This window comes from Caballeronia sp. ATUFL_F1_KS39 (assembly GCF_023630985.1).
Classification (GTDB): domain Bacteria; phylum Pseudomonadota; class Gammaproteobacteria; order Burkholderiales; family Burkholderiaceae; genus Caballeronia; species Caballeronia zhejiangensis.
Genome location: NZ_JALQDZ010000035.1, coordinates 191,935 through 207,795, shown reverse-complemented (window position 1 = coordinate 207,795; position 15,861 = coordinate 191,935). Strand labels below are relative to the sequence as shown.

Below are 15,861 nucleotides of genomic sequence, written 5' to 3'. Positions count from 1 at the left end.
TTTTCCTCACGCGTTAAACGGTTTCGGCAAGCTTCGACTTGCGCTCTTCGAGCGTGGCGGGGCGAATCTGGCCGCGCTCTTCCACGAAGGTCACGTTCGCATCGCCCTGTTCGCTGTTGACGAAGTGACGGAAGCGCTTGCGCGTATGCGGATCGGTGACGGCCTTCTTCCATTCGTCCTCGTAGGTATCGACGACGAGTTGCATCTCCGCTTCGAGCTCGGCGGCGATGTCGAGCTTGTCGTTGATGACGACGTCGATCAGATACTCGAGTCCGCCTTCGAGGTTGTCGCGCCATACGCTCGTGCGTTGCAGGCGATCCGCCGTACGCACGTAGAACATCAGGAAGCGGTCGATGTACCGCACGAGCGTGTCGTGATCGAGATCGGACGCGATAAGCTCGGCGTGACGCGGCTTCATGCCGCCGTTACCGCATACGTAGAGATTCCAGCCCTTCTCCGTCGCGATCACGCCGACGTCCTTGCCTTGCGCTTCGGCGCACTCGCGCGTGCAGCCCGACACGCCGAACTTGATCTTGTGCGGCGTGCGCAGACCCTTGTAGCGATTCTCCAGTTCGATCGCGAGTCCGACCGAATCGCCGACGCCATAACGGCACCACGTCGAGCCGACGCACGACTTCACGGTGCGCAGGGCCTTGCCATACGCATGACCCGATTCGAAGCCCGCCGCGATGAGCTCTTCCCAGATGAACGGCAATTGCTCTACGCGCGCGCCGAACATGTCGACACGCTGGCCGCCCGTAATCTTCGTATAGAGGCCGTACTTCTTCGCGACCTGGCCGACCGCGATCAAGCCATCGGGCGTCACTTCGCCGCCCGGCATGCGCGGCACGACGCTGTACGTGCCATCGCGCTGGATGTTCGCGAGGTAGTAATCGTTCGAATCCTGCAGGCTCGCGTGCTCTTTCTTCAGCACGAACTCGTTCCAGCACGAAGCAAGAATGCTCGCGACGGCAGGCTTGCAGATATCGCAGCCGCGTCCCTTGCCGTGCTTCGCGAGCAGCGTGCCGAACGTGCGATGTCCTTCCACGCGCGCGATGTGATAAAGCTCCTGACGCGAATACGGGAAGTGCTCGCACAGATGATTGTTCACCGCGAGACCCTGCCGCTTCATCTCCGACTTCATCACTTGCGTGACGAGCGGCACGCAGCCGCCGCACGATGCGCCCGCCTTGCACGACGACTTGATCGCGCCAATGCTCGTTGCGCCCGCGCAGACAGCCGCGCAGATTTCAGCCTTGCTTACGTTGTTGCACGAACAGATCTGCGCCGCATCGGGCAAGGCTTCGACGCCGAGCGCGGGCTTCGCTTTTCCATCGCTCGACGGCAGGATCAGGAACTCGGGCGCTTCGGGCAACTCGATCTTGTTCAACATCATCTGCAGCAGCGTGCCGTATTCCGCTGCATCGCCGACCATCACGCCGCCGAGAAGAAACTTGCCGCAGTCGGACACGACGATCTTCTTGTAGACCTGCTTGCGCTCGTCGCTGTACTGATACGTCCGGCTGCCGGGCGTCTTGCCGTGTGCATCGCCGATGCTCGCCACATCGACGCCCATCAGCTTGAGTTTGGTGCTCATGTCCGCGCCCGCGAACGCCGCTTCCTCGCCGATGATCTGCTTCGCGACGATGCGCGCCATGTCGTAACCCGGCGCGACGAGGCCGAACAACTGGCCCTTCCACAACGCACATTCGCCGATGGCATAGATCGCTTCGTCGCTCGTGCGGCAGGCGTCGTCGATCACGATGCCGCCGCGCGCGCCGATGTCGAGACCCGCTGCACGCGCGATGTCGTCGCGCGGACGAATGCCTGCCGAGAACACGATCATGTCGGTGTCGAGATGCGTCTCATCGGCGAAATTCATGCGGTTGGCCGCGCCTTCGCCATCGACGATCGCAAGCGTGTTCTTACCCGTATGAACCGTGACGCCGAGCTCCTCGATCTTCGCGCGCAGCACGCGTCCGCCGCCGTCATCGACCTGCACGGCCATCAGGCGCGGCGCGAATTCGATCACATGCGTTTCGAGTCCCATGTCGCGCAGCGCCTTCGCTGCTTCGAGACCGAGCAGACCGCCGCCGACGACCGTGCCCGTCTTCGAGCGCGCGCCGCATGCCTGCATCGCTTCGAGATCTTCGATCGTGCGATACACGAAGCAGCCGTCGCGATCACGGCCTTCGATGGGCGGCACGAACGGATAGGAGCCGGTCGCGAGCACGAGCTTGTCGTACGCGAGCACTTCGCCCGTCGAAGCCGTCACCGTGCGCGCCGCGCGATCGATCGACACCGCGCGCGCATTCAGTTTCAGCGCATAACCCGAACGTTCGAAGAAGCCCTCTTCGACGAGCGAGAGATCATCCGCGCTCTTGCCCGTGAAGAATTCGGTCAGATGCACGCGGTCGTACGCGGCGCGCGGTTCTTCGCACAGGACCGTCACGTCGAGCGCTTCGTTGCCGCTCTCGGCGAGACATTCGAGGAACTTGTGGCCGACCATGCCGTGGCCGATGACGACGATTTTCATGACGGGGCCTTCTCAGTTTGCAATGACGTTATTGGCTGCGAGCGCGCTTTCGCGCAGTGCCGCTTCGCGTGCCTTGTGTTCGGGGGAGAAGCGCACGGCGAGCGCGCAGAGCGCCGTCGTCGCGACGATCACGCCGAGCATCGAGAGCGTGGCTTGCGCGTTGCCGAGGCCTTTCATCAGGAAGCCCGCTGCGACCGCGCCGACGTTGCCGCCGGCGCCGATCACGCCAGCCACGCCGCCGAGCGCCTTGCGATCGATGAACGGCACGAGCGCGTAAGTCGCGCCGCATGCCATGTGCGTGAAGAGGCCGAACGCAAGCATCGCGACGATGGCGAGCACGACGCTCGGCGCATGCGCGAACGCATAGAGGCCGATGCCTTCGCCCGCGATCAGCGCGAACAACAAGGTCGCGCGGATATCGAGGCCTTTCTTCGCGGCGGCTTTATCGGAGAGCCAGCCGCCGAGCGCGCGGGCGAAGAGCGCGAGCAGACCGAAGCTGCCCGCCGCCATGCCGGCTTGCGCGAGCGAGAGGCCGAAGTGATCGACGTAATAGATCGCCGCCATGTTGTGGATGAACACTTCGACGCCGAAGCACGCGCCGTACGTGACGAAGAGCATCCACACGCGATAGTTCGAGCACGCGGTCAGGAAGCTCTGCCAGCCGCCCTTCTTGCCGCCGTCGATCGCGACGCCGGCACGGCGCAGCGCGACGAAGTCGCCTTGCGGGCAATCCTGCGTATAGCGCCAGTAGAAGAAGGCCATCACCGGCATCGCGATGCCCGGCACGATCAAAGCGACGCGCCATGCCGATGCTTCGCCCACGCCGAGCGCGATCGCTGCCGCGACGAGAAGCGGAATGATCGCCTGCGCCGCGCCCGCGCCCGCGTTGCCCCAGCCGGCAGTCGTTGCGTTCGCGGTGCCGACGACGTTCGGCGCGAACATCACCGACGTGTGGTACTGCGTGATGACGAAGCTCGCGCCGATCGCGCCGATCGCGAGACGGCACCACAGGAAGCTGTCGTAGCCCGTAGAGAGCGCCGCGCCGATGACAGGCACCGAACCCGCGAGCAGCAGCGCGCCATACACGCGGCGCGGGCCGAAGCGATCGCACATCGGTCCGACGACGAGGCGCACCAGAATCGTCACGGCGACGGCCGCGATATTGATGTTCGCAACTTGATCCGCCGTGAGTCCGTATTCGCGCTTGATGAGCGGCATCAGCGGCGCGCAGGCGAACCACGCGAAGAAGCATACGAAGAAGGCCATCCACGTGAGATGGAAGGCGCGCATCGGCGCGCTGCGCATGCTGAAGAGATCGATCCGGGTGGCTTTGTCCATCGTCTTTCCGCAAAAAAAGAAAGGCGTCCCGCGCATGGGCCGGGAAGCCGATGCGGGGGACGCCGTTGTCCGATGCCCGCATGTTTTTCACTTGCCGGGCGCTGTATTCAGGACGGATCGCCGTTGATCCGATGGCGAGACATAAGGCAAGGCCTATGCCATGCGCGCCGCATCGACTTCAGACGCTTGTCGCGCAAGGCTTTGCGCGTTATATGCACGGACTGCGCGCATGAGCTTCACGTCATGTTTCGATGCAGGCGGGCACAGGGATGGTGCGACGCAGCACTGATGCCGTGCGAACGTGCAAGCGATCGCTTCGTACGCTCCTCACTTTGTACTGCACGGTTAACGCACGCATTCACATCGAGCAAGCGCCCATGCGCCCTCGCGGTGCCGCCCGCGCACAACGACAGTGCGGATAACGTGCTCGAAGCCTTATCCGACCAATGGCCCGCTTATTGCATTGTCGAAAGCGCTGCGAGCAACGGCGTTCGCGGCGCCCCGATACATGAAAGCAAGGACAAAGGCGTCCCCATCGTGCAGCGACACGAGCGGACGCTATCTGCGTTTGCCGCGCCGATGCCTCACATACGAAGCACGCAGACTCAGGAAGCAACGATGAGCACCATCAAAGGCAAAGTCACTCTGTTGAGCGCGGGCCCCGGCGATCTGGACTTGCTGACCTTGCGCGCCGCGAAGGCGCTCGCCGCCGCCGACGTCCTTCTCGTCGACGATCTCGCCAACGCCGACATCGTCACGCTTGCGCCGAACGCGCGCGTGATTCGCGTCGGCAAGCGCGGCGGATGCAAGTCCACGCCGCAAGCCTTCATTCAGCGCCTCATGCAGCGATACGCGAAGAAAGGACTGCATGTGGTGCGCGTGAAAGGCGGCGACGCGTTGCTCTTCGGACGCGCGGGCGAAGAGATCGCCGCATTGCGCGGGGCGGATATTCCGGTCGATATCGTCAATGGCGTGTCATCGGGATTCGCGGCGGCGGCTGGACTCGGCATCTCGCTCACGCATCGCGATCATTGTCAGGGCGTGACGTTCGTCACCGCGCACATGCAGGATCACAGTCAGCCGGATTGGGCCGCGCTCGCCGCAACGGGCACCACGCTCGCGATCTATATGGGCATGAGCCGCATCGCGAGTCTGACGGCATCGTTGCTCGATACGTTGCCCGCGAGCACGCCTGCGGCCGTCGTGCAGCACGCGGGATCGTCGCAGGAAAAGCGGCTCGTGACGACGCTCGATCGTCTTGCCGATGATGCCAACGCTGCCGGCCTCGGCAGTCCGGCGGTGATTCTGATCGGCGGTGCGATCGGCGAAGCGGCGGAATTCGCGGCGCATATGCAAAGCGCCAAAGGCTTCGCTCATGCCGCGTAAAGCGGGTTCTCAAAGCGCGGACGGCGCGTTAAAGTCTCAAGCGTCCCTCGCATGACCGCTTCCGCTTCCCGCATGCTTCGCGTTCTTCTCGTCACCGACACCGACAAGCCCATAGGCGATTTGCGCGAGCAACTCGCGCGCATGGGCTATGACATGCTCGCCGAAGCGGCCGCGCCTTCGGCGCTGCACAAGGCCGTCGAGAGCCAGAAGCCCGATGTCGTCATCATCGATACCGAGTCGCCCTCGCGCGACACGCTCGAACAGCTCGCGGTGATGAACAAGGCCGCGCCGCGTCCCGTGCTGATGTTCAGCAACGACGCGGATCAGCAGTTCATTCGCGCGGCAGTGGGCGCGGGCGTCACCGCGTATTCCGTCGAAGGACTCGCGCCCGAGCGTCTCGCGCCGATCATCGAAGTCGCGCTCGCGCGTTTCGCGCATGAAGCGCAGTTGCGTCAGCGGCTCGCGAAGGTCGAGGACGAACTGGAGCAGCGCAAGGTCATCGACCGCGCGAAACGTCTTCTGATGGACAGGCGCGGCATGTCCGAAAACGAAGCCTATGCGGCGCTTCGCAAGCGCGCGATGGATCAGGGCGTGAAGGTCGCCGAGATCGCGCGCCAATTGCTTTCGATGGCCGATCTGCTCTAGCTTTATCGACATCTCATGAACATCACTTCCTCCCAACCCGAACGCACGCATCTGCGGCTCGGCTTCGTCGCCCTTTCCGATGCCGCGCCGCTCGCCGTCGCCGCGTTGCGCGATCTCGGCGCGCGTCATGGCATCTCGATCGAGCTGTGCCGTCAGCCGTCGTGGGCGGCCGTGCGCGACAAGCTGCTGTCCGGCGAGATCGACGCGGCGCACGCGCTCTATGGCCTCGTGTACGGCGTGCAACTGGGTATCGGCGGGCCGCAGGCGGACATGGCCGTGCTGATGGTCCTCAATCGCAACGGTCAGGCGATCACGCTGTCGCGTCCGTTGGCCGATGCGATCAGGAACGGCGCCAGCGTGAAGGAAGCGTTGCATTCGCTCGGGCGGCCGCCGGTCATCGCGCAGACTTTTCCGACCGGCACGCACGCGATGTGGCTGTATTACTGGCTCGCGGCGCACGGCGTGCATCCGTTGCGCGATGTGCAGAGCATCGTGATTCCGCCGCCGCGCATGGCCGATGCGCTCGTCGAGGGCGCGCTCGACGGCTTCTGCGCGGGCGAGCCGTGGCACGCCGTCGCCGAGGCGCGCGACGCGGGCAGGACGGTCGCGTACACGAGCGAGATCTGGCCGGATCATCCGGAGAAGGTGCTCGCGTGCCGGCGCGATTTCGCGGCGCTCTATCCCGCGACGGCGCGCGCGCTCGTTCGCACGATGCTCGATGCGTGCGCCTGGCTCGATACGCGGGCGCATCGCGAGGAGATCGCCGGGGCGCTGTCGTCGTCCGCGCTGCTCGGCGTGCCGCGCGCGCTGATCGAGCCGCGCCTCGCCACATCCGATGGCGGCGATGCGCGCGCGCTGCCCGTGCGTTTCTTCGATGAAGGCGCGGTGAACTATCCGCGCGTATCGGACGGCGTCTGGTTCATTACGCAATACCGGCGCTGGGGCATGCTCGGCGCCGATATCGACGATGCGGCCATCGCGGCGAGCGTGAATCAGACCGCGCTTTATCGGGAGGCAGCGCAGGCGGCGGGCATTGCGATTCCCGGTGAACGGCGCGCGGCGACGTTCTGCGATGGCCGCGTCTGGGACGGCGGCGATGCGGCGGCGTATCTCGCGGGGTTCGAAATACGCGCGTAGAAAAGCGCCTACCATGGAATTTCCAGCGCGCACCGGAGATCCGCCATGGAACTGCTCGCCATCGCCATCGACAAGCCCGAGGACACCAACTTCATCCTCGGTCAGTCGCATTTCATCAAGACGGTCGAGGATCTGCACGAGGCGCTCGTCGGCGCGGTGCCCGGCATCCGCTTCGGACTCGCGTTCTGCGAGGCGTCGGGCAAGCGGCTCGTACGCACGTCGGGCACGGACGAGCATGGCGTCGAGCTGGCCGCGCGCAACGCGCAGAACATCGGCGCGGGACACAGCTTCATCGTCGTGCTCGGCGACGGCTTTTTTCCCGTCAACGTGCTCAATACCGTGAAGGCGGTGCCGGAGGTGTGCCGTATCTTCTGCGCGACCGCCAATCCGACGCAGGTGCTTGTCGCGCAGACGGATCAGGGACGCGGGATCGTCGGCGTGGTGGACGGGTTCCCGCCGCTTGGCGTCGAAAGCGAAGACGACGTGAAGTGGCGCCACGACCTGCTGCGCAAGATCGGCTACAAGGCCTGAAGCGCGCCGCGAAGCCTGCCGCGCCTTGACTTGACGGCGCAAATCGCGAGAATGAGGCCCGCCGCCGCGCGCCCATCCGGAGCGATTTTCCCGGCCGGGGCGCGACATCATGGAAAATATCGGGATACGGTATAAAGGCCGTTGGCGTTTTTCGTGCCTTTTCTGAAAAGCCGCACGGGCAGACATTCCCGGCATCACCCCGCCGATACGGCACCGAACACCGGCCACCCGCGCCGCCCGAGGATAGGGTCGTCCTCGCGCGGCCTACAGGAGCATCACATGACCGACATGAATCCAGGCTTTTTCGGCAGGATAAGCATTGCCTTCGGCGCCTTCTTCGGCATTCTCGGCAATGCATCGTTCGCGGGCCGCGTGCAGCGCCTGCGCGAAGCGCCCGAAGCGCCTGAAGCCCCCGCAGCCGCGCCCGATTTCAAAGCCGAAGCGCCGAAGCCTGCCGCCGCGCCGGTTCAACCCGCGCCGTCCGCGCTGAAGGAGGCGAGCCCGGTCGCCGCGTTGCAACTGCTCGGCCTTTTGCAGCGCGACGCGCGTTTCATCGATTTCGTGGAAGAAGACATCGTCAATTACAGCGACGCCGATATCGGCGCGGCCGCCCGCCTCGTGCACGACGGCTGCCGTAACGTGCTGCGCGAGCATTTCACGGTCAAGCCCGTGCGCACCGAAGCGGAAGGCACGCGCATCACGCTGCAGGAGGGTTTCGATGCCGCCGCCATCCGGCTGACGGGCAACGTCGTCGGCAAGCCGCCCTTTTCGGGCAGCATCAGCCATCGTGGATGGAAGGTCGAGGAGACGCGCCTGCCGAAGCTCGCGCCGTCCCATGATGCGAGCATCGTCGCGCCCGCGGAGGTGGAACTGTGAGCGACATTCAAGCGAACGATAACTCGGCGCGCTACTCGATCGGCGTCGATCTCGGCACGACGCATTGCGCGCTCTCCTACGTCGACATGAGCGCGAGCGACGGCGAAAAGACCGCGCAAGGCGTGCTGCCCATCTCGCAACTGACCGCGCCCGGCGCCGCCGAAGAACGCGATCTTTTGCCCTCGTTTCTCTATCTGCCGCACGAGAACGAGCTCGCGCCCGGCGATCTCACGCTGCCGTGGACGCAGGAGCGCAGGTTCATCGTCGGCGAACTCGCGCGCAGCCGGGGCGCGGGCACGCCGATCCGCCTCGTTTCCAGCGCGAAAAGCTGGTTGTGCCATCCGGGCGTCGATCGCCGCGCGTCAATCCTGCCGTCCGATGCGCCCGAGGAAGTCGAGCGCGTGTCGCCGCTGGAAAGCTCGGTGCGCTATCTGACGCATTTGCGCGAAGCGTGGAACCACGCGCATCCCGATGCGCCTTTCGATCAGCAGGACGTCACCGTGACGATTCCCGCGTCCTTCGATCCCGCCGCGCGCGAACTCACCGCCGAAGCCGCCGCCGCAGCCGGCTACACGCGCATGACGCTGCTCGAAGAGCCGCAGGCCGCGCTCTATAGCTGGATTCAAAAATCGTCGGGCGGCTGGCGCAAGCAGGTCAAAGTGGGCGATGTGATTCTCGTCGTCGATGTCGGCGGCGGCACGACCGACTTGTCGCTGATCGCGGTCGTCGAGCGCGAAGGCAATCTGGAACTGCATCGCGTGGCCGTTGGCGAGCACATCCTGCTCGGCGGCGACAACATGGACCTCGCGCTCGCGCATACCGTCGCGCGCAAGCTCGCGCAATCGGGCACGCAGCCCGATCCGTGGCAGTTGCGCGCCCTCACCTACGCGTGCCGCTCGGCGAAGGAAGCGCTGCTTTCCGATCCGTCCGTCGATGCGGTGCCGCTCGTTGTCCCGAGCCGCGGCTCGAAGCTGATCGGCGGGTCGCTGCGCACCGAACTCACGCGCGCCGAACTCACGCAGATCCTGCTCGAAGGCTTTTTCCCGCAAGTCGATGCCGCAGCTCGCCCCGTTTCGCGCGCGCGCGTCGGTCTCACGCAACTCGGTCTGCCGTACGCGCAGGACGCCGCCGTCACGCGCCATCTCGCCGCGTTCCTCGGCTGTCAGGTCAACGCGCTCGCGGAAGTCGAAGGCTTGCAGCATCAGGCGCCGCAGGGCGCGACGCTGCTGCATCCGACCGTCGTGCTGTTCAACGGCGGCGTGTTCAAGTCGCCGCTGCTCGTCGAGCGCGTGATGACGACGCTGAATTCATGGCTCGCCTCCGAAAACGCGCCCGCCGCGCGTCTGCTCGAAGGCGCGGACCTCGATCTCGCGGTGGCGCGCGGCGCGGCCTATTACGGCTACGTGCGGCGCGGCAAGGGCGTGCGCATCCGTGGCGGCACGGCGCGCGCGTACTACGTCGCGGTCGAATCGGCGATGCCGGCCGTTCCCGGACTGGAGCCGCCCGTGCAGGCGCTGTGCGTCGCGCCGTTCGGCATGGAGGAAGGCACGGACGCCGAATTGCCCGCGCAGGAATTCGGGCTCGTCGTCGGCGAGCCGGTGCATTTCCGCTTCTTCGGCTCCTCGGTGCGTCGTCAGGATCAGGTCGGCACGCTGCTCGATTACTGGCAACCGGACGAATTGCAGGAACTCGAAGAGATCGAAGCGTCGCTGCCGCCCGAAGGCCGCACGCCGGGCGAGGTCGTGCCCGTCAAGCTGCACGCGCGCGTGACCGAAGCGGGCACGCTCGAACTCGAAGCGATTCCGCGCGGCTCGTCCGAGCGCTGGAAGGTCGAGTTCGACGTGCGCGGCGGCGCGAACGCGGGCGCGGATCAGGGCATGGGCCTGTAAGTGTCCGGGCGCAAGAAAAAGGTGTCCGGCGCGCGGTACAGCGTCGGCATCGATCTCGGGACGAGCAATACGGTCGTCGCGTACGCGGAAATCGGCTCGAACGATATCCGCGTGTTCGACATCGACCAGCTCGTCGGCGCGGGGGAAGTCGCGGCGCTGCCGCTTCTGCCGTCGCTGCGCTATCACTTCGCGCCAGGCGAACTCAAGTCCGAGGATCTGCAATTGCCGTGGGGCGAGATGGAAGCGCCCGCCGTCATCGGCAGATTCGCCCGGATGCTCGGCGCGCAGGTGCCGGGACGGCTCGTGTCGAGCGCGAAAAGCTGGCTGTCGCACGCGGCGGTCGATCGCCTCGCGGCCATCTTGCCGTGGGGCGCGGGCGACGACGTCGAAAAAATCTCGCCGGTCATGGCGAGCGCGAGCTATCTCGCGCACGTCCACGCGGCGTGGAACGAGCGCTTTCCGGATGCACCGCTCGACACGCAGGACGTCGTGCTGACCGTGCCCGCCTCGTTCGATGAAGGCGCCCGCGCGCTGACGCTCGAAGCCGCGCGCATGGCGGGACTCGAAAAACTGCGGCTGCTGGAAGAGCCGCAGGCCGCGTTTTACGACTGGCTGTTTCATCATCGCGCGACGCTCGCGGATGATCTGAAGGCGACGCGGCTCGTGATGATCGTCGACGTCGGCGGCGGCACGACCGACCTCACGCTCATCCAGGTCGCGATGGAGAACGGCGAGCCGGTGTTGACGCGCATCGGCGTGGGCAACCATCTGATGCTCGGCGGCGACAACATGGATCTCGCGCTCGCGCATCTCGTCGAGAAGCGTCTCGCGGGCAGCGATGCGCGTCTCTCCGCCGGACGCCTGTCGCAACTCGTCGAGCGCTGCCGCGCGGCGAAAGAGCAATTGCTAGGCGACAACGCGCCCGCATCCACGTCGATCACGCTGCTCGGCGCGGGCTCGAAGCTGATCGGCGGCGCGCGTTCGGCCGATGTCACGCGCGACGAGATCGAGCGGATCATCGTCGAAGGATTCTTTCCGATGGTCGCCCCGAGCGATCGCCCCGGCCGTTCGCGCGGCGGCATCGTCGAATTCGGGCTGCCGTATGCGAGCGACGCGGCCATCACGCGGCATATCGCGGCGTTTCTCGGCCAGCATGCCGGAGAGGCGAAGAAGGCGCTCGGCCTCGTCGATGCGCCCGCCGAAACGCTCGCCATTCCGGACACCTTGCTGTTGAACGGCGGCGTGTTTCGCGCCGCTCCGCTCGCGCGCCGCATCGCCGATACGCTTTCCGGCTGGCGCGGCGAAGCCGTCAACGTGCTCGCGAACGGCAATCCCGATGTCGCGGTCGCGCGCGGCGCGGTCGCCTACGCGCTCGCGCGCGCGGGCAATGCGCCGAAGATCGGCGGTGGCTCGGCGCGCAGCTTCTTTCTGCTGCTCGAAGACGATGCCAACGCGATGCGTGGCGTCTGCGTCCTGCCGCGCGGCACCGAAGAAGGCCAGGCGATCCATCTCGCCGATCGCACCTTCGCGCTCACGCTCGGCGCGCCGGTGCGCTTTCACCTGGCGTCGTCGGTGTCGGAGACGGCTTACGAAGCGGGCGCGCTCGCAGACCTCGCGGCCGCATCGGGCGATTTCATCCGTCTGCCGCCGATCGCGACCGTCGTCGATCCGCATGCCGCCGGCAAGGGCCGAGCGCGCGAAACGGCGGTTCAGCTGACGACCTCGCTCACCGAAGTCGGCACGCTGGAGATGCACTGCATCGCCGTCGACGATCCCGCGCAACGCTGGCTGCTCGAATTCCAGTTGCGCCGCGAGGCGTCGCAGACCGACGAGACCGTGAGCGAATCGCATCCGGCGCTGCCGAAAGCCATCGAACGGATAGACCGCACGTTCGGCGCGAAGTCGCACGATGTCGGGCCGAAGGAAGTCAAACGCCTGCGCGCGCAGCTCGAACAGACGCTCGGCCCGCGCGACACCTGGGACATCGCACTCTTGCGCGAGGTCTTCGGCGCGCTGTTCGAGCGCGCGAAAAAGCGCCGCCGCACCGCCGATCACGAGCGTCTGTGGCTCAATCTCGCGGGCTACTGCATGCGTCCGGGCTTCGGGCATCCGCTCGACGAATGGCGTGTCGAGCAACTCTGGACGCTTTTCGATCAGGGCATTCAGTACAGCAACGAAAGCCAGATCTGGTCCGAATGGTGGACGCTCTGGCGCCGCGCGGCCGGTGGCCTGCCCGAAGCGGCGCAACTCAAGCTGCTCGACGACATGGCCTTCGTGCTGCAACCGCCCGGCACGAGCCGCTATCGCAAGGCGGCGGGCGCTGCGCGCGCGGGCTACGAGGACATGGTGCGGCTCGCGGCGTCGCTGGAACGCGTGCCGGTCGAGCGCAAGATCGAGGTCGGCGAATGGCTGCTCACGCGCCTGAAAAAGCCTTCGGAGAGCGTGCAAAGCTGGTGGGCGCTGGGCCGCATCGGCGCCCGCGCGCCCTTTTACGGCAGCGCGCACGGTGTCGTGCCGCCCGAGGTCGCCGTCGTCTGGCTCGATGCGATCCTCGCGCTCGACTGGAAGAAGGTCGATCCCGCCGCGTTCGCCGCCGTGCAGATCGCGCGCATGACCGGCGACCGCTCGCGCGATCTGCCCGACGATGCGCGCGCGGCTGTCGTGCAGCGTCTCGAAACGATGGGCGCGGCGCAGGCGTGGATCGCGATGGTCCGCGAGACCGTCGAGCTCGATCGCGCCGACGTCGGACGCGTGTTCGGCGAAACGCTGCCGGCGGGGCTGAAGCTCATCCACTGATCGCGCTCGTCGCGCTCGTTGCGGGCATCGGGCGAAATGCTTCGCTCTCAGAAGTTTTTTGGCCGATGCGCCGCGCGAGAAGCCCGCCGAGTCTTGAATACCGGCTGACCGCATCCTATGGTTATCAATGTGTCGATATGGACACATACTGAAGGAGGTCAACATGCCATCCCCACGCAAGGCTCAAGCGAGCCAACCCGCAGAAACGGAAATGTCGAGCCGCAAGAAAACGGCCGGCAGCAAGGCATCGCCCGCGAAGGCCGCAGGCGCGAAGGAAACGCAGGTCACGAAGCGCACCACCAAGGCCAAACCGAAAAGCTGAACGGTTCTCCTCGAGACCGCCCTCGTCATCGTGCGGGGGGCATTCGTTGTGGCTGTCCTTCGAATCGGCGGGCAAACGATCAAACGCCCGCCGATCGGCTCCCTTCCTCCTTCCTTCCGTCTCGCCGCGTGCCCTCGCAACTCGCCAAAAAAGCGCAATAATTGCCGGAGATAATGGCCGATTGCTAAAAAAAGGCGTATTTGTCTGACCGCGTTGGCCTAAAGTAGATATCCCGATTCCCTGAGCGAGCATGAAGATGGCCGTACCGCAACGCGCCGCCGGCGTGCGCAATCCAGGCATTCTTCTCTCGGCGGCCCGCGAGGCCGGCGCGAGCCTGGTGCGCAATCTCTCGATTCCGGCGCCGTTTTCCGATCCCGTCCTCGAAGCGCAGTTTCTCGAAGACCACAGCCAGCGCTTCTGCGCATTCCGGCGCGCGTCGACGCTGCTCGCGCTTGCCATCTGGACGTGCTTCCTCTGGTGGGACTTCAGCTTCGCGCGGGGCAACCGCGCGCTCGATTCGCGCCTGCCCGACATCCTCGCGCTGCGCTTCGCGGGCATCGCGCTGCTGTTTTTTGTCGGCGTGCTGGTGCTGCGGCCGTCGTTCCGCTCGCACGCCACCGCGCAACGCATCATTCTGACGGGCATTTACGGGCTCTTGTGCCTGATCCTCGCAATGGTCGCGATCACGCCCGCGCCCTATAACTACACGCAGCATTTCATCGGGCTGTGCCTTGCGCTGTTCTTCCAGTTCAGTTTCTTTTATCTGCGCTCTCGCGTCGCGCTGACAGCGGGCATCATCACGCTGGCGTCGATCGTGGTGCTGCAGGTGACGATTCATCTGCTCAACCCCGAGGATTTCTTCGCGGGGCTCTTCTATATGTTCAACGTCGTGGTCGTGGGGCACGGCGTCTGCACGCACGCCGAGCGCGTCTCGCGCGAGCGCTATAGTTCGGAGCGCGCGCTGGCTTCCCTCAACGACGAATTGCGCACCGCGAATGTTTCGCTCGGCCGCAAGAATCGCGAGCTCGAAGTCTCCAAGAAGGATCAGGAGAACAAGACCAACGCGCTGCTCGCGCTGCGCGAACAGCAGATGATCGCCGCGCAGACCGCGAGCCGCGAGAAATCCAACTTCCTCGCCGCGGCGACGCACGATCTGCGTCAGCCGATGCACGCGCTCAATCTGTTCCTGCAGGCGGCGGCCGAGGCCATCCGCAATGGCGAATTCGATCAGGCCGAACGGCTCATCAACGAGTGCGGGCGTTCGTCCGTGATCCTCGCGCGGCTGCTGAACGCGGTGCTCGATCTCTCGCGGCTGGAATCGGGGCGCGTCGTGCCGCGCTATCACGTATTCGACGTGCGACAGATCGTCGAGGAAGCCGCCGAGCAGTTGCGTCCGTTCGCGATGAGCCGCGGCGTCGAATTGCGCCTGCGGCTGCCGAAGGACGATGTCGTCTGCGTGCGCAGCGACGCGCACTGGCTCGGGCGCGCCGTGGCCAATCTGGTGTCCAACGGGATCAAGTATGCAGATCAGAGCAAGACTTCGAAGCCGACCGTGATCGTCGGCGTGGTGCGTTCGCCGACGCGCGCGCGTATCGACGTGCTGGATAACGGCATCGGCATTCCGGCCGATTATTTCGATGCGATTTTTCAGCCGTTCTTTCAGGTCGACAATCCCGAGCAGGATCGCGACAAGGGGCTGGGGCTCGGGCTGTCGATCGTCAATGCGGTGATGTCGATGCTCGATCAGCATCGCATCGAACTGAAGTCCACCGAAGGGCGCGGCTCGCGCTTTTCGCTCGAAATGCCGCTGTGCGGACCGTCGCCCGACACGCCGTCGGCGCGAGCGCCGGCGCGTTCCGAGGCGGCGGAAATGGCGCAGCTCAAGGGGCGTTATGTGTTGCTCGTCGAGGACGATGGGCTCGTGCGGGCGTCGACCGAAGCGCTGCTGTCGCAATGGGGCGTGCTTTATGACTCGGCGGCGAGCTTCGAGGAGTTCGAGACGATTCTCGGCGATATCGAGCGGTTTCCGGATCTCATCATTACCGACTTTCGACTGCGTGATGCCAAGACCGCGCGGGAAGTGGCGATGCTCGGTGCGACGCGGCTTGGGCGGCCTTGTCCTTGTCTCGTCGTTACCGGTGAACCGGCCGCGTGTATCGTGCCGCTCGCGTGTGAGCAGGACGTGCTTTCCAAGCCCGTTAGTCCTGGGGAATTGCGGCGTGGGATGCTTGCTTTGATTGCTGGTTTTTGTGACTCGGGTGCGTGAGTCTTTTTTTCGCCGGATCCCGGTTTCGCGTCGGTCTATTAGCACTGCCCCTGTGCGGGGCGGCACTCACTTTCTTTGCTGCTGCAAAGAAAGTAAGCAAAGAAAGCAGCTTCCGATACGCCCGCGGTCACACGCAATT

At 65.4% G+C, this 15,861-nt stretch carries 11 protein-coding genes; 9 read left to right on the top strand and 2 right to left on the bottom strand.

Translation table 11 applies throughout. The annotated features are described in order from the left end of the window. Positions 1–13 precede the first annotated feature (13 nt). Together nirB and NCR93_RS16060 are read right to left on the bottom strand one after the other, a co-directional pair. Entirely contained in the window at positions 14–2,536 is a 2,523-nt protein-coding gene (nirB, locus tag NCR93_RS16065) for a nitrite reductase large subunit NirB (protein ID WP_175979214.1), read from the bottom strand. A gap of 12 nt (positions 2,537–2,548) precedes the next feature. Beyond that, complete coding sequence (locus NCR93_RS16060; protein ID WP_008353599.1) at positions 2,549–3,874, bottom strand: MFS transporter; 1,326 nt, start codon at positions 3,872–3,874, stop codon at positions 2,549–2,551. A 618-nt stretch (positions 3,875–4,492) separates the two neighbouring features. On the opposite strand from NCR93_RS16060, the gene cobA reads away from it, so the two are divergent. The 9 genes from cobA (at position 4,493) to NCR93_RS16015 (ending at position 15,722) form a co-directional block, all read left to right on the top strand. Further along, the gene (gene cobA / locus NCR93_RS16055) at positions 4,493–5,260 is read left to right on the top strand and encodes a uroporphyrinogen-III C-methyltransferase (RefSeq protein ID WP_239295021.1); all 768 of its coding nucleotides are present in this window, start codon (positions 4,493–4,495) and stop codon (positions 5,258–5,260) included. A 72-nt stretch (positions 5,261–5,332) separates the two neighbouring features. Next, positions 5,333–5,905 (top strand): ANTAR domain-containing response regulator, encoded by a 573-nt coding sequence (locus tag NCR93_RS16050; RefSeq protein WP_034471835.1) that lies wholly within the window; start codon positions 5,333–5,335, stop codon positions 5,903–5,905. A 15-nt stretch (positions 5,906–5,920) separates the two neighbouring features. Continuing rightward, positions 5,921–7,042: a CmpA/NrtA family ABC transporter substrate-binding protein gene (locus tag NCR93_RS16045; RefSeq protein ID WP_175979212.1), complete on the top strand. Its 1,122-nt coding sequence runs from the start codon at positions 5,921–5,923 to the stop codon at positions 7,040–7,042. Between the two features lie 45 nt (positions 7,043–7,087). Next, a complete protein-coding gene (locus NCR93_RS16040; RefSeq protein ID WP_175979211.1) occupies positions 7,088–7,573 on the top strand; it encodes an adenosine-specific kinase in 486 nt (161 codons plus the stop codon). A 279-nt stretch (positions 7,574–7,852) separates the two neighbouring features. Continuing rightward, positions 7,853–8,449, top strand: coding sequence for a DUF2760 domain-containing protein (locus NCR93_RS16035; protein ID WP_175979210.1), 597 nt, complete (start codon positions 7,853–7,855; stop codon positions 8,447–8,449). Next, positions 8,446–10,338, top strand: coding sequence for an Hsp70 family protein (locus NCR93_RS16030; protein WP_250532260.1), 1,893 nt, complete (start codon positions 8,446–8,448; stop codon positions 10,336–10,338). The genes NCR93_RS16035 and NCR93_RS16030 overlap by 4 nt, the downstream gene beginning before the upstream one ends. Then, on the top strand, positions 10,339–13,134 hold the full coding sequence (locus NCR93_RS16025; RefSeq protein WP_175979208.1) for an Hsp70 family protein: 2,796 nt from the start codon (positions 10,339–10,341) through the stop codon (positions 13,132–13,134). It begins immediately after the preceding gene. Positions 13,135–13,297: 163 nt separating this feature from the next. Further along, on the top strand, positions 13,298–13,456 hold the full coding sequence (locus tag NCR93_RS16020; protein ID WP_160172890.1) for a hypothetical protein: 159 nt from the start codon (positions 13,298–13,300) through the stop codon (positions 13,454–13,456). 250 nt (positions 13,457–13,706) lie between these two features. Next, the gene (locus tag NCR93_RS16015; RefSeq protein ID WP_241484858.1) at positions 13,707–15,722 is read left to right on the top strand and encodes an ATP-binding response regulator; all 2,016 of its coding nucleotides are present in this window, start codon (positions 13,707–13,709) and stop codon (positions 15,720–15,722) included. The last annotated feature ends 139 nt before the right edge of the window (positions 15,723–15,861 follow it).

Excerpts from the sequence above, each read along its gene's own strand:
- NCR93_RS16060 (WP_008353599.1), bottom strand. The coding sequence starts at position 3,874 with ATGGACAAAGCCACCCGGATCGATCTCTTCAGCATGCGCAGCGCGCCG.
- NCR93_RS16035 (WP_175979210.1), top strand. The coding sequence starts at position 7,853 with ATGACCGACATGAATCCAGGCTTTTTCGGCAGGATAAGCATTGCCTTC.
- NCR93_RS16040 (WP_175979211.1), top strand. The coding sequence starts at position 7,088 with ATGGAACTGCTCGCCATCGCCATCGACAAGCCCGAGGACACCAACTTC.
- NCR93_RS16015 (WP_241484858.1), top strand. The coding sequence starts at position 13,707 with ATGAAGATGGCCGTACCGCAACGCGCCGCCGGCGTGCGCAATCCAGGC.
- nirB (WP_175979214.1), bottom strand. The coding sequence starts at position 2,536 with ATGAAAATCGTCGTCATCGGCCACGGCATGGTCGGCCACAAGTTCCTC.
- NCR93_RS16020 (WP_160172890.1), top strand. The coding sequence starts at position 13,298 with ATGCCATCCCCACGCAAGGCTCAAGCGAGCCAACCCGCAGAAACGGAA.
- NCR93_RS16045 (WP_175979212.1), top strand. The coding sequence starts at position 5,921 with ATGAACATCACTTCCTCCCAACCCGAACGCACGCATCTGCGGCTCGGC.
- cobA (WP_239295021.1), top strand. The coding sequence starts at position 4,493 with ATGAGCACCATCAAAGGCAAAGTCACTCTGTTGAGCGCGGGCCCCGGC.
- NCR93_RS16050 (WP_034471835.1), top strand. The coding sequence starts at position 5,333 with ATGCTTCGCGTTCTTCTCGTCACCGACACCGACAAGCCCATAGGCGAT.